The organism is Zhihengliuella salsuginis (assembly GCF_014651715.1).
Lineage (GTDB): Bacteria > Actinomycetota > Actinomycetes > Actinomycetales > Micrococcaceae > Zhihengliuella > Zhihengliuella salsuginis.
Map to the genome: position 1 here is coordinate 116,579 of NZ_BMXK01000011.1, position 12,889 is coordinate 129,467.

Below are 12,889 nucleotides of genomic sequence, written 5' to 3' on the forward strand. Positions count from 1 at the left end.
AGCTGGTCGCTGACCCACGGAAAGACATACATCATCAGCAACAGTATGATCCCGGCGACCAGAACAAGCGAAATGAGTAGCCGGACCCACAGGGGCCCCGGCAGCGCTCTGAACATCCACGCGTACATCGCGGCCTCCTAGTTCCTGGTGTTCTGGTAGGCGGACAGGATGGCATCCTGCGGCCCCGCATCTGCGGGGCGGAACGATTCGAGCTCCGCGTACGCGATGATGCGCTCGCGCGTCGTGTAGAGCGGGTGGCAGCTGGTCATCGTCAGGACGGAGGCGCTCGGTTCGGCGCCCGCCTGGCGGGGGACCGGGGCCAGCACGTCGACCTGGGACGGCGCGACGATCTCGGTTCCCGTGTATCGGTACTGGTAGAACCCCTCGCGCGTCTGGACGTAGACGCGGTCCCCGTCGCGCAGCTTGTCGATGTTGTAGAAGACCTGGCCGTGCGTCTGCCGGTGCGCGGCGACCGCGAAGTTGCCCGGCTCGCCCGGAAGCTGCGTCTCGGGGTAGTGGCCGATGCCCAGGTTGTTCAGCACGTCCAGTCCGACGCCGGACGTCACGGGTCGCACCCAGTCGTCGCCGAAACGCGGGACGTACATGAGCGCGAACGTCCCGGGATCGGTCAGCGAGGCCGCCGGAGGAGACCCGAACTCGTCGGCGTCCTCCGCGGCCTGGTCCCCCGCGTCCCGGGCGTCGGAGCCGATCCCCCCGGGGCCGGCGTCCACGTCGGGCGCCCCGAAGGTTTCGACGAGCGCCGACGTCGCCTCGTCCTGGGAGCGGTCCGCTTCCAGGTTGGTCCACCAGAGCTCCCACGCGACGAACAGGAGCACGAGCAGGCCCACCGTGATGAGTAGCTCGCCGATCACACCGACGACGGCGGCCCCGCGCGACGGACGACGGCGCCCCTGCCTCCGCCGGCGAGGTTCGACCGCGCCGGCGTCGAGCATGGCATCCAGGGACCCGTCGGGCGGTGCAGACACGTTCGGCTCCTCGGTCGTTGCCGCGCACCGCTGCCGGGGACGGCGGTTCGCTAGTATGGTGTAACCAGAGTAACCAAGACGCGACCCACATTTCAGGAGATGCAGTGCCCGAATCCAAGACGCGCCGCAAGGCTCGCGCCCAGCAGGATCCGGCGGCCTCGAGTGAGCGGAAGCCCCTCCCGCTCTGGTACAAGATCGTCATGTTCGGGTCCATGATCCTCGGCCTGCTCTGGGTCGTGACGTACTACATCACCCAGGCGCTGTTCCCTATCGCCGCGGCCGGCGGCTGGAACATCATCATCGGCTTCGGCATCGCGATGGTGGGCTTCTTCATGACGACCCGCTGGCACTAGTCCACGAGCTTCAACCCGACGATGCAGGCGATGAGCCCCGTGATGAGCAGCACCTTGATCCAGCTCATCGACTCGCCGCCGAAGACCATCCCGTAGCCGACGGCCAGGGAGGCCCCGATCCCCACCCAGACCGCGTACGCGGTGCCGGTCGGGATCTCCTTCATCGCCCACGCGAGTCCGGCCATGGAGACGACGAGGCCTCCGGCGAAGACGAGCGACGGGACCAGTCTGGTGAACCCCTCCGACTTGCCGAGGGCCACCGCCCAGACTGCCTCGAAGATCCCTGAGAGCACGAGAATGAGCCAAGACATGACTGCCTACCTTTCGACGGCCGTCTTGTCGCCCTCCGGGTACGGCTCCCTCGTCCGGGGACCGCTGCCATCCGGCAGGGTCCAGCGCCAACGTAGCACCACAGCAGGCCCCGCGTCTGTGATCCCTGCCCCCACCTCCCACGACACCAGGACTGATTCTTGACCGACACCGTCGCCTCCACCCGGAATCCGCGCGTCTCCCCGCGCCGGTTCTACGCCGCCGTCGCCCTCGCCGAGGTGATCACCTGGGCCCTGCTCATCATCGGCATGGTCTTCAAGTACTCGGGCGTGACCGACGTGCTGGTCTCGATCTTCGGCATGATCCACGGCATCGCGACCGTGGCCTACGGCCTGACCAGCCTCTTCGTGTGGGTCAACGAGCGCTGGAGCGCCGGCACCGGGATCGCGTCCCTGGTGGCCGCCATCATCCCGTTCGCGACGCTCCCGTTCGAGAAGTGGGCCGAGCGCACGGGCCGGCTGTCGTCCCGCTGGCGCCTGGCGGGCGCGAACGCCGAGTCGCCGCGCACCGTCGTCGAGCGCGTCCAGGCCTGGTGCCTGGCCCGGCCGTACGCGGCACTGGGGCTGGGCGTGGTCGCCGTCGCGGTCATCACGACGGCCCTGCTACTGGCGGGCCCGCCTGTCGGATAGCCCGCGCGAGGCCGCGTAGCGCACCGCGTCGGTGAGCCAGTCGAGCCCGGGGGAGTCGAGCGTCCACCGCTGCCAGTAGAGGTGCACGTCACGGGCGACCTCGGGCTCGATCGCCCTCAGCGCGCCGCCCAGCTCGGCCTCCTGCCACGCCGGGATCATGCCCCACCCCATCCCGGCGGCCACCGCCCGGCCGAACTGCGTCGTGTCCGGGACGCAATTCGCCGGAGGCCCGCCCGCCGCCGGGTCCACGGTCACCGACGCCGAGCGCAGCACATCGTTCTGCAGCGGGTCGTCCTTGCCGAAGTTCACCACCGGGGCGGCGGCGAAACCGGCGGCGCCCGGCCCGAACCAGCGCTCGGCGAACTCCGGGGCGCTCATCGCCCGGTAGCGCATCGTCCCCAGCGGCGTCGAGGAGCAGCCCTGGACGGGCTGCCTCTGCGTCGTGATCGCTCCCATGGCCCGCCCCGAGCGGAGATGCTCCTCCGATCGATTCTCGTCGTCGCGCAGGATCTCCAGCGCGTACCCGTCCTCCGTCGCCGCAGCGTCGAGGACGGGGGCGAACCACGAGGCCAGCGAGTCCGAGGGCACCACGATCGTCAGCAGGCGCGGCGCCGAGGCGGTGGCCGCCTCCCGCGCCCCGCCGAGCTCCGCGATCGCCTCCGCCGCGACCAGCTCGACCTGCCGCGCCAGACGCACCAGCACGCGCCCGGCCGCCGTGGGCTCCGCGGGGTTGCTCCTGCGCACGACGACGGCGCCCACCTGCCGCTCCAGCGCCCGGATCCGCTGGCTCACCGCCGACGGCGTGACGTGCAGCCGGCCGGCGGCCGCCTCGAAGGTTCCGGTGTCGACGACGGCCGCGAAGGCGCGGAGCTGCTCTGCTGGGAAATCCACATTAGCTACTCTAAGGTACCCGTAGAAACATTAGCTGTACTGCATATGATCTGGACCCCTAGATTGATCTGGTGACTTTCCTGATCCCCGCCGCCTCCGGCCTCGCCATGGGCCTGTCCCTCATCGTCTCCATCGGCGCGCAGAACGCATTCGTCCTGCGCCAGGGACTTCGCCGCGAGCACGTCCTGCTGTGCGTCGCGATCTGCGCCGTCTCCGACGTGCTCCTCATCGGGGTCGGCGTGGCCGGCTTCGGCTCCCTGGTCGCGGGGACGCCGTGGGTGCTCCAGGTCGCCCGCTTCGGCGGCGCCGCCTTCCTGGCCGCGTTCGGCTTCATGGCACTCAAGCGCGCACTGAAGCCCGGCGCCCTCTCCGCCACCGATGCGCCGGGCGCGAGGCGCTCGGCGGGCCGGACCGGCGTCGCCCTGACCCTGCTCGGCCTGACCTGGCTGAACCCGCAGGTCTACCTCGAGACGATCGTGCTGCTCGGGTCGGTGGCGGCCGCCCAGGGGCAGCAGGAGGGCCCCGCCGCGCGCTGGTACTTCGGCGGCGGGGCGATGGCGGCCAGCGTGCTCTGGTTCAGCGCCCTCGGCGCCGGCGCCCGCCTGCTGCGGCCCCTCTTCGCCCGGCCTGCGGCCTGGCGCGTGCTCGACGGGGCGGTCGCGGCGATGATGTTCACGCTCGCCGCCCTCCTGGTGCTGCGGCCGCTCCAGGGCTGACTAGGACGGTGCCGGCAGGCGCTTGGAGTACTCGACGCTCGGACGCTCGGGGCGGAAGCCGATCCGCTCGTAGATCCCGTTGGCGCCCGTGGGGCTCGCCGAGTCCACACCCAGCGTGACCGTTGCGAGGCCCGCCTCCTTCGCCTGCCGCACGACGTCGGCCAGGAGGGCCGTGGCCAGTCCGCGCCCGCGGGCCCGGCGCCGCGTGCCGACGAGGGCCACGTACAGCTCGTCCGCGGTGTTCTTCTGGCACAGGACGTAGGCGTCCACGGGGTCGTCCGGGTTGTCCGGGTCGAGGGCCAACCGCGAATACTCCGGGCGGAACGTGCTGCCGGTCGTGAAGTGGACCCATTTCTCGATCGTGCCCGGAGTGAAATTCCAGTGGTCCCGGAAGGCGTCGAGGTGCGCGCGGTGCGCCGGCTCCCGGAGGTCGTCGTCGATGGGGGAGGAGGCCGCCAGGATCTCCCGCTGCCTGCCGTCGGGCTCCGGAGCCGGCCAGCCCGCCAGCTCGATGCGCATCTCGCTGAAGTAGCGCACGGGGGAGTACCCCCAGTCGGCGGCGAGGCGGGCGAATGACGTTTCGCCGGCCATGTTCCAGGTGTCCAGCTGCACCCCACTCCCCAGATGCCTGTGGGCGGCGAGGGCGAGGGCCCGCTGCTGCCCCCACTCCATGATGGCGGTCCCGAGCCCGAGCCCGCGGTGGTCCGGATGGACGAATCCGCTGATGAAGGCCTTGGCCAGCCCGTCGTCGCCCGTCAGCTGCCGGACGGAGACCTCGACGGAGGCGATCATCGCCTCCCCGGCCCACCAGGAGAGGGTGTCGGTCGCCGGCACGAAACCGGGGACGCGCAGGTCCTCCTCCAGCTCGACGGCGGTGAACGTCTCCCCGAAGTCGTCGGCGCGGCTCACCGCATTGAGCAGCTGCGCCCACGCCTCGACGTCCTCCGGGGTGATGGGGCGCGGTCGGGTCATCATGTGCCTCGTTCCAGTCAGTGATTGGGAGCTATCAATCATTTGTTCCCCAAGCTATACGGCTGCGGGCCCCGCGGCAAGTGAGTGTTGCCGGACGAACTCCGCCGCAGTTTTCCACCGCCGGTTCCCCACAGCAGTACACAGAGTGTGAACAACACTTATCCACAAGTGGGGACAACTCTGTTGGTAAGTATGTTCGATTCGCCGGGATCAAGCCGATCGAGGCGACTCCGACAAATCGAATCACACCCTTGTAAGTTTTCGACAGTGTGGAGAAGTCCTGTGGATAACGCGCTTGTTACTTAGGACACCCAACGAGCAAATTGAGCCTTGAAGCAACGATAATCCCCGCCGATCAAGGGATGCAGGTGGCAGCCTCAGGTTATCCACACCCCCTGTGGGTAAGTATCCCCGTCCACGTGCATCCACAGGGACGATGAGGGGCTGTGGATCTGTGCACACGTGTGTACCGCAGTTATCCACAGCTGGGGATATGTATGTGAATAGAGGCACCCGGAAACGGCTCGGGTCCCGTGGATCGGCTTGCGCAAGCCGATCCACGGGACCCGAGATCTGAAAGAACCTGCCCGAATCACACGTGTGTAAGTTATTAACAGTGTGGATAAGGGGTGTGGAAAGCTAGGCGACCCGTTGCGGGACGAGCGAAGCCCCCCAGACGGTCAGCACGACGAGCACCAGGGCGACCACCCCGATACCCACCGCCTGGAGGAGAGTCCGGCGGGCGTGACGGCTGGCGGCCGAGCCGGCGTCGTGCACCTGCTGCCCGCCGGAGCCGAGCCGCGGCGCGTAGGCCATGACCGCCGCGAGGGCGCCGCCCGTGAGCAGACCGCCCAGGTGGGCCTGCCACGACACGTTGAAGCCGGGGATGAACCCGATGACGAGGTTGATGCCGACGAGGATGAGGATCGGCATGAAGTTCCCCCCGCGCGCCCGTGTGATCACCAGCAGCGCGCCGAACAGGCCGAACACGGCTCCTGATGCCCCCACGACGCCCTGCAGCGGGTGGTCGAGCAGCAGCACGGCCACGGAGCCGCCGATGCCGGAGAGGACGTACAGGATCGCGAAGCGCAGCCGCCCCATCATCGGCTCGAGGACCCGCCCGATGATGAACAGCGCGTACATGTTGAAGGCGATGTGCATGAGGAACCCCTGCGAGTGCAGGAACGTGCTGGTGACCATGCGCCACGGCTCGAACGCCATGGGGGAGGCGTACAGCCCGGCCCAGAGCATCGCGTCGGTCAGTCCGGGGGCTGCGTACTGGCCCAGGAACATCAGCGCGCACAGCCCGATCAAGGCGTACGTCACGACCGGTTTTCCGCCGCGCTGGACGCCGCCGAGGGCGGTCCGCTGTGTCGGCATCGCCTTGCTGGACTCCCGAACGCACTCGACGCACTGCACGCCGACGGCGGCCGGACGCTGGCATTCGGAGCACGCCGGCCGGCCGCACCGCTGGCAGCGGACGTAGCTCGGCCGCTCGGGGTGCCGCGGGCACACCGGGACCTGCTGATCGGGGACAGAACCGTAGGACATGTTCCTGCTCTCGACGAGGATGGTTTTAACGACGAGCGGCCCTGCTGCGCGGACGCGGCAGGGCCGGCTCGATGCGTGCGCTGGCCGGTTTCTCCGGCCGCATCGCGCGGTGCTGGCTAGACGGCGACGACGTCGATGCTGGAGATGACGACGTCTTCCAGCGGCTTGTCGCGGCCGTCGGTGGACACCGTGTTCAGCTGGTCGACGATGGCCCGGGAGGCCTCGTCGGTGACATCGCCGAAGATCGTGTGCTTGCCCTGCAGCCAGGTGGTCGGCACCGAGGTGATGAAGAACTGCGAACCGTTGGTGCCGCGGCCCATCTGGATGCCGGCGTTGGCCATGGCGAGCTTGTAGGGCTCGTTGAAGTTCAGGTCCGGGCTGATCTCGTCATCGAACTGGTAGCCCGGGCCGCCGACGCCCATGCCGAGCGGGTCGCCGCCCTGGATCATGAAGTCGGAGATGATGCGGTGGAAGATCGTGCCGTTGTAGAGCGGGGTATCGACCTGCTTCTCGCCGGTCTGGGGGTGCGTCCACTCGATCTCGCCGGTGGCCAGACCGACGAAGTTCTGCACGGTCTTGGGAGCGTGGTTGCCGAACAGGCTGACCTCGATGTCGCCGAGGGTCGTGTGGATGGTCGCCTTGTGCGTGGGGATTGCAGTCATGGCTTCATTCTTCCATGCACACCCCTCCGCATGCGCGGTGTGCGGCAGGCGTTCACTACGCGTTCAGTGAAAATCTGCTGGGAGATCGTCCAATCGGAGGGGTGAATCGTAGTCTGCGCAACACACACGGCGTAGGCTGGAGCGGGAGAGGCTAGATACCTACGGGAGGAAACCTGTGAAGAAGACAGAACGTGTGGCCCGCGACCTGGGCGATTCGGTAACCACTTCGGTCGAGAGTGCCCGCGAGTGGGCCAGTCCTCGTGTCGATGCAGCCGTGACGTGGGCTGCGCCGCGCGTCGAGAGGGGCTTCGAAGCCGCTTCGCCCAGGGTCCAGGCCGGCGTCCAGCGCGCCGCGACGGACCTGTCGGACGGAGTGGCCAAGGTGACCCCGAAGCTCCAGGAGGAACTGGCGAAGTTCGGACCCAAGCTCTCGAAGTTCGTCGATGACGCTTCCCCGCGGCTCCAGGCCACCCTGGACAAGACCACGCCGGCGCTGCAGAGCGCACGCGATCGCATGGTCAACGAGTACCTGCCGACCGCCAGCGCCAAGCTGGGAGAGGCCGCGGACTACACCTCGCACCGTCTCGAGGGCCTGCGGGTCCCGGAGCAGGTCGAGCAGACCGTCTCCAAGGTCACCAAGAACAAGAAGACCCTCAAGAAGGCCAAGAAGGCCGCTGCAGCTGCTGCGAAGGGTGCGGCCAAGGAGCTGAAGAAGGCGGAGAAGGCCAACAAGAAGGGCGGCAAGAAGGGCCTCGTGGTCTTCCTGGTGCTCGCCGCCGCCGCCGCTGCGGGCGTCGCCGCCTGGAAGGCGTCGAAGCCCGTCGAGGATCCGTGGAAGACTCCGACCCCGGTCGAGCCTGCCCCGGTCGCTCCCGAGCCCAACGCCTCCGAGGCCTCCGTCGAGGACGCGAAGGACGCCGTGAACGGCGCCTCCACCGAGAAGTAGGCGGGAGGGCCCGCGAGGGCCGAAACCCCGACCCCGGACGACGGCGGCCGGTTGCATCACGCAACGGGCCGCCGTCGTTCTGTGCGCGCCCACCCCTGACCAGCAATGACACGCTGATACATTGGCGACTGTGACCGGCAGACCGAGCGTTTCGATCATCATCCCCGCCTACAACGAGGAAGACGTCATCCGCCAATGCCTGGAAGCGGCGGTCTATCAGACGGTGCCGGCGCACGAGATCATCGTCGTGGACAACCGCTCGACGGACGCGACGGCCCGGATCGTGGGCCAGGTCGCCCGGGAGTTCCCGGAATCGCCGATCCGCCTACTGCGCCAGAACGAGCAGCAGGGTCTCATCCCGACCCGCAACTACGGCCTGTCGGCCGCGACGGGTCGGGTCCTGGGGCGCATCGACGCCGACTCGCTCGTTGAGCCGACCTGGGTGGAGCGCGTCGCCGAGACCTTCTCCGACCCGGCGGTGGACGGGGCGACTGGACCGGTGCTGTACTACGACATGCCGCTGCGCCGGTTCGGCCTGAAGGCGGACGACCGGCTCCGGCAGCTGGTGCTCAAGGTGGCCTACCGGCAGTACCACTTCCTCTTCGGATCCAACATGGCCGTGCGGGCCGACGCGTGGCGGCGGATTGCCCACGAGGTCTGCCGCGACGAGCAGGACCAGATGCACGAGGACATCGACGTCTCCGTCCACATGGCCCAGCACGAGATGCTGATCCGCTACGTCCCGGACATGATCGCCGGCATGTCGGCGCGCCGGTTGGAGGATTCGCCGAAGGACTACCGCTACTACGTGACCCGGTTCGACCGGACCTACAGGGCCCACCAGATCAACAAGCCCCTGTTGAAGATCCCGACGCTGATCTTCATGGCCATCTACTATCCGGCGAAGGCGCTGCGCTACCTGCACTCGGGCCTGGCCCGGACGACTTAAATGCCGAAGGCCCCGGGCAGTGCCCGGGGCCTTTCGTGTGGTGGAGGCAAGGGGACTCGAACCCCTAACCCCCTGCTTGCAAAGCAGGTGCGCTACCAATTGCGCCATGCCCCCGCACGAGGTCAGTCTACCCGATCGGTTTCCCGCGACCAGACTGCTTTCTCTTCTTCGGTTTCCCGCCATTTGCGGTAGGCGAGGATGCCCGCAACCGCGAAAGCCACTGTCAGCAGCTTGCGCATGCGCTCCTCCTCCACTCGGGGATTCCGTGGGCGTACCAGGACTTGAACCTGGGACCTCTTCGTTATCAGCGAAGCGCTCTAACCGCCTGAGCTATACGCCCCCATGGCCTCTTGGACCGAGATAAGACTCTACAACACGACTTTGCACCGAAACAAATCGGAGCCGCTGGAAGGTGTTGAAGAACACGCTCCAGCGGCCCCGACATCAGACCTGGGACGGCTAGTCGTCGGTCAGCGTGACGCCGATTCCGCCGACCAGGGAGGCCGAGATGTTGTAGAGCACGGCGGCCAGGGTGGAGATCGCGGTGATCAGCACGACGTTCACGACGGCGATGATCGTCGCGAACGCCGCCACCTGTCCGAGCGAGGCGATCTCGGCGAGGTTGAAGCTGCTCTCCGAGCCTGCGATCTCGCCGAGGAGGTTGTTGACGCTGTCGAACACCCCCGTCAGGTCCAGAACCGTCCACAGGACGACGGCTGCAACGACGGTCACGATGCCGAGGGCTACCGACAGGAGGAAGGACAGCTTCAGGACGGACCACGGGTCCAGCTTGCTGATCAGCAGGCGCGCCTTGCGAACCTTGGCCTTGGGCGCGGGACGGACGAGCTTCTGCTGCTGTCCGGCCGGCCGCTGCTGCGGGGCGCCGGCCGGCCGCTGACCCGCTGGACGCTGCTGCCCCGACGGTGCCGGCTTCGAGGCTTCCGGCTGGGATGTGGCCGGCTTCTGGCTACCCGGCTTCTGCGCCGCGGGGCTGGCCGCCGCGGCCTTCTGCGTCGACTGCTTGGAGCCGGCCGGCTTGGCTGCGGCGGGTTTCTGCATCGGCTGCTTGGAGCCTGCCGCCCCCTGGCTGCTGTTCACCGGCTTGTCCGTCGGCTGTCCGGCGGGTCGGCCGGGCCCTGACGAGCGCGGCGCCTGATTACCTGCGGGCCGGGGTGTCCCCGGACGTGGGGTGTTAGGGGTGCTCACGCGTTACCTCCGTCGGTCTCGGCTGTCTCGCCCGACTCCGCCGGCGTCTCGGCCGCGTTCGGAATCTCGGTTGGGGCGACAGCTTCGGACACAGTATCTACTGCGTCGTTGGTCGTTTCAGGGTCCAACGGTACTGCATCCTCATCAGCGTCAGCTGAGAGCCCGCGCTCCGAGTTTCGCGCGAGCGCGATAATGCGGTCCTTCTTGTCCGGTTTCGCGAAGATCACGCCCATGGTGTCGCGGCCCTTGGCCGGGATCTCGTTGACGCGAGAACGCACGACCTTCCCGGACTCCATGACCACAAGCATCTCGTCGTCCTCGCTGACGACGAGCGCGCCGGCGAGGCCGCCGCGCTCCTCGGCGAGCTTGGCGACCTTGATGCCGAATCCGCCGCGGCCCTGGACGCGGTACTCGTCCATCCTGGTCCGCTTGGCGTATCCGCCGTCGGTGATGACCAGGGAGAACGAGTCGTCCGTGACGACGTCCGCGTTCAGCAGCATGTCCTCGTCCTTGAACTTCATTCCCGTGACGCCCGAAGTGTTGCGTCCCATGGGCCGCAGCGCGTCGTTCGTGGCCGTGAAGCGCAGGGACTGGCCGTTGCGGGAGACCAGCATCAAGTCGTCGGTCTCGTCGACCAGGCGGGCCGCGACGAGCTCGTCGCCATCGCGCAGGTTCACGGCGATGAGGCCGTTGGAGCGGTTCGTGTCGTAGTCCTCGAGACGGGTCTTCTTGATCAGGCCGTTGCGCGTGGCGAGCACGAGGTAGGGGGCCTGGTCGTACGACTTGAGCTCCATGACCTGGGCGATGGTCTCCTCCGGCTGGAAGGCCATGAGGTTCGCCACGTGCTGGCCCTTGGCATCGCGGCCCCCGTCGGCGAGCTCGTAGCCCTTCGCCCGGTAGACGCGTCCGTGGTTCGTGAAGAACAGCAGCCAGTTGTGGGTCGTCGTGACGAAGAAGTGCTCGACGACGTCGTCCCCGCGCAGGGTCGCTCCCTTGATGCCCTTGCCGCCGCGGTTCTGCGAGCGGTACTGGTCGATCCGGGTGCGCTTGACGTAGCCGCCGCGGGTGATGGTGACGACGACCTCTTCCTCGGGGATGAGATCCTCCATCGACATGTCGCCGTCGAAGCCCATGAGGATCTTCGTGCGGCGCTCGTCTCCGTACTTGTCCACGATCTCCGCGAGTTCCTCGGAGATGATCGTCCGCTGGCGCAGGGGGTCGGCGAGGATCGACTTGTAGTCGGCGATCCGCTTCTCGAGTTCCGCGTGCTCGTCCTGGATCTTCTGGCGTTCCAGGGCGGCGAGGCGGCGCAGCTGCAGATCCAGGATGGCCTGGGCCTGCACGTCGTCGATCCCCAGCAGGCCCTTCAAGCCCTCGCGGGCCTCGTCGGCCGTGGGCGAGCGGCGGATCAGCGCGATGACCTCGTCGATCGCGTCGAGGGCCTTGAGCAGGCCGCGCAGGATGTGCGCGCGCTCCTCGGCCTTCCGCAGGCGGTACTTCGTCCGGCGGACGATGACCTCGATCTGGTGCGTCACCCAGTGCCGGATGAACGCGTCCAGCGAGAGCGTGCGCGGCACGCCGTCGACGATCGCCAGCATGTTGGCGGAGAAATTCGTCTGCAGGTCGGTGTGCTTGTAGAGGTTGTTCAGCACGACCTTGGCCACCGCGTCGCGCTTGAGCACGATGACGAGGCGCTGGCCGGTGCGGCCGGAGGTCTCGTCGCGCATGTCGGCGATGCCCTGGATCTTGCCGTCCTTGACCAGGTCGGCGATCTTGATCGCGAGGTTGTCGGGGTTCGCCTGGTACGGCAGCTCGGTGATGACGAGGCAGGTGCGCCCCTGGAGCTCTTCGACGCTGACCACCGCGCGCATGGTGACGGATCCGCGACCGGTGCGGTAGGCGTCCTCGATGCCCTTGTGCCCGAGGATCGTGGCACCCGTCGGGAAGTCCGGCCCCTTGACGCGCCGGATGAGCTCTTCGAGGAGCTCCTCCTTGGACGCCTCGTGGTTCTGGAGGAACCACTGGACACCGTCGGCGACTTCTCGCAGATTGTGCGGCGGGATGTTCGTGGCCATGCCGACGGCGATGCCGGAGGAGCCGTTGACCAGCAGGTTCGGGAACCGCGCCGGCAGAATGGTCGGCTCCTGGTTCTTGCCGTCGTAGTTGTCCTGCATGTCGACGGTTTCTTCGTCGATGTCGCGGACCATCTCCATGGCCAGCGGGGCCATCTTGGTCTCGGTATACCGCTGGGCGGCCGCGCCGTCGTTGCCGGGCGAGCCGAAGTTCCCCTGGCCGAGGGCCAGCGGGTACCGCATGACCCAGTCCTGGATCAGGCGGACGAGCGCATCGTAGATGGCCGTGTCGCCGTGGGGGTGGTACTGGCCCATAACCTCGCCGACGACGCGGGCGCACTTGTTGTAGGAGCGCTCGGGGCGGTAGCCGCCGTCGTACATCGCGTAGAGCACGCGGCGGTGCACGGGCTTGAGGCCGTCGCGCACGTCGGGGAGCGCGCGGCCGACGATGACGGCCATCGCGTAGTCCAGGTAGGACCGCTGCATCTCGGTCTGGAGATCGACCGGTTCGATCCGGTCCATCTCCTCTTCGGTGACCGGGGCCGGCGCCACGTCGGTCTCCACGGCGCTCTCCGGGAGGTTGTCCGGCTGGTTCTCTGGGGTCTCGTCGCTCATCGAGTTCTTCC

The 12,889-nt window shown here is 67.9% G+C and carries 14 protein-coding genes, 2 tRNA genes and 1 riboswitch; of the genes, 5 read left to right on the forward strand and 11 right to left on the reverse strand.

Annotation, left to right across the window (positions count from 1 at the left end; translation table 11 throughout):
• Positions 1 to 137: 137 nt before the first annotated feature.
• The gene (locus IE069_RS12985; protein WP_229791146.1) at positions 138 to 986 is read right to left on the reverse strand and encodes a class E sortase; all 849 of its coding nucleotides are present in this window, start codon (positions 984 to 986) and stop codon (positions 138 to 140) included.
• 104 nt (positions 987 to 1,090) lie between these two features.
• Between IE069_RS12985 and IE069_RS12990 the strand changes: the two genes are divergently transcribed.
• Positions 1,091 to 1,339, forward strand: coding sequence for a cell division protein CrgA (locus tag IE069_RS12990; protein ID WP_189350985.1), 249 nt, complete (start codon positions 1,091 to 1,093; stop codon positions 1,337 to 1,339).
• Here IE069_RS12990 and IE069_RS12995 read toward each other — a convergent pair.
• A complete protein-coding gene (locus tag IE069_RS12995; RefSeq protein ID WP_189350986.1) occupies positions 1,336 to 1,650 on the reverse strand; it encodes a DMT family transporter in 315 nt (104 codons plus the stop codon). The two genes, IE069_RS12990 and IE069_RS12995, sit on opposite strands and share 4 nt — an antisense overlap.
• A gap of 15 nt (positions 1,651 to 1,665) precedes the next feature.
• Positions 1,666 to 1,731: riboswitch (guanidine-III (ykkC-III) riboswitch) on the reverse strand.
• A gap of 78 nt (positions 1,732 to 1,809) precedes the next feature.
• Here IE069_RS12995 and IE069_RS13000 point away from each other — a divergent pair.
• Positions 1,810 to 2,298 carry a DUF3817 domain-containing protein gene (locus IE069_RS13000; protein WP_189350987.1) on the forward strand — a complete coding sequence of 163 codons (489 nt, stop codon included), beginning with the start codon at positions 1,810 to 1,812 and terminating at the stop codon, positions 2,296 to 2,298.
• On the opposite strand, the gene IE069_RS13005 is transcribed toward IE069_RS13000, so the two are convergent.
• The gene (locus IE069_RS13005; protein ID WP_189350988.1) at positions 2,272 to 3,189 is read right to left on the reverse strand and encodes an ArgP/LysG family DNA-binding transcriptional regulator; all 918 of its coding nucleotides are present in this window, start codon (positions 3,187 to 3,189) and stop codon (positions 2,272 to 2,274) included. The genes IE069_RS13000 and IE069_RS13005 overlap by 27 nt on opposite strands.
• 71 nt (positions 3,190 to 3,260) lie before the next feature.
• Here IE069_RS13005 and IE069_RS13010 point away from each other — a divergent pair, with 71 nt between their 5' ends.
• On the forward strand, positions 3,261 to 3,905 hold the full coding sequence (locus tag IE069_RS13010) for a LysE/ArgO family amino acid transporter (protein ID WP_308425395.1): 645 nt from the start codon (positions 3,261 to 3,263) through the stop codon (positions 3,903 to 3,905).
• Here IE069_RS13010 and IE069_RS13015 read toward each other — a convergent pair whose 3' ends face one another.
• The 3 genes from IE069_RS13015 to IE069_RS13025 all read right to left on the reverse strand — a co-directional run bounded on the left by IE069_RS13015 (position 3,906) and on the right by IE069_RS13025 (position 7,090).
• Positions 3,906 to 4,880 (reverse strand): GNAT family N-acetyltransferase, encoded by a 975-nt coding sequence (locus tag IE069_RS13015; protein ID WP_189350989.1) that lies wholly within the window; start codon positions 4,878 to 4,880, stop codon positions 3,906 to 3,908.
• Positions 4,881 to 5,516: 636 nt separating this feature from the next.
• Positions 5,517 to 6,428 (reverse strand): rhomboid family intramembrane serine protease, encoded by a 912-nt coding sequence (locus IE069_RS13020; protein WP_189350990.1) that lies wholly within the window; start codon positions 6,426 to 6,428, stop codon positions 5,517 to 5,519.
• A gap of 116 nt (positions 6,429 to 6,544) precedes the next feature.
• Positions 6,545 to 7,090, reverse strand: coding sequence for a peptidylprolyl isomerase (locus IE069_RS13025; protein ID WP_189350991.1), 546 nt, complete (start codon positions 7,088 to 7,090; stop codon positions 6,545 to 6,547).
• A 175-nt stretch (positions 7,091 to 7,265) separates the two neighbouring features.
• Here IE069_RS13025 and IE069_RS13030 point away from each other — a divergent pair, with 175 nt between their 5' ends.
• The gene (locus IE069_RS13030) at positions 7,266 to 8,036 is read left to right on the forward strand and encodes a hypothetical protein (protein ID WP_189350992.1); all 771 of its coding nucleotides are present in this window, start codon (positions 7,266 to 7,268) and stop codon (positions 8,034 to 8,036) included.
• 130 nt (positions 8,037 to 8,166) lie between these two features.
• On the forward strand, positions 8,167 to 8,985 hold the full coding sequence (locus tag IE069_RS13035; protein ID WP_229791147.1) for a glycosyltransferase family 2 protein: 819 nt from the start codon (positions 8,167 to 8,169) through the stop codon (positions 8,983 to 8,985).
• Between the two features lie 38 nt (positions 8,986 to 9,023).
• On the opposite strand, the gene IE069_RS13040 is transcribed toward IE069_RS13035, so the two are convergent.
• The 5 genes from IE069_RS13040 to gyrA all read right to left on the reverse strand — a co-directional run bounded on the left by IE069_RS13040 (position 9,024) and on the right by gyrA (position 12,878).
• Positions 9,024 to 9,099 (reverse strand) — tRNA-Ala (locus IE069_RS13040).
• An 8-nt stretch (positions 9,100 to 9,107) separates the two neighbouring features.
• Positions 9,108 to 9,224, reverse strand: coding sequence for a DLW-39 family protein (locus IE069_RS15680; RefSeq protein WP_229791148.1), 117 nt, complete (start codon positions 9,222 to 9,224; stop codon positions 9,108 to 9,110).
• 27 nt (positions 9,225 to 9,251) lie between these two features.
• Positions 9,252 to 9,325, reverse strand: a tRNA-Ile gene (locus IE069_RS13045).
• 119 nt (positions 9,326 to 9,444) lie between these two features.
• Entirely contained in the window at positions 9,445 to 10,044 is a 600-nt protein-coding gene (locus IE069_RS13050; protein WP_189351037.1) for a DUF3566 domain-containing protein, read from the reverse strand.
• Between the two features lie 143 nt (positions 10,045 to 10,187).
• Positions 10,188 to 12,878: a DNA gyrase subunit A gene (gyrA, locus tag IE069_RS13055; protein WP_189350994.1), complete on the reverse strand. Its 2,691-nt coding sequence runs from the start codon at positions 12,876 to 12,878 to the stop codon at positions 10,188 to 10,190.
• Positions 12,879 to 12,889 lie beyond the last annotated feature (11 nt).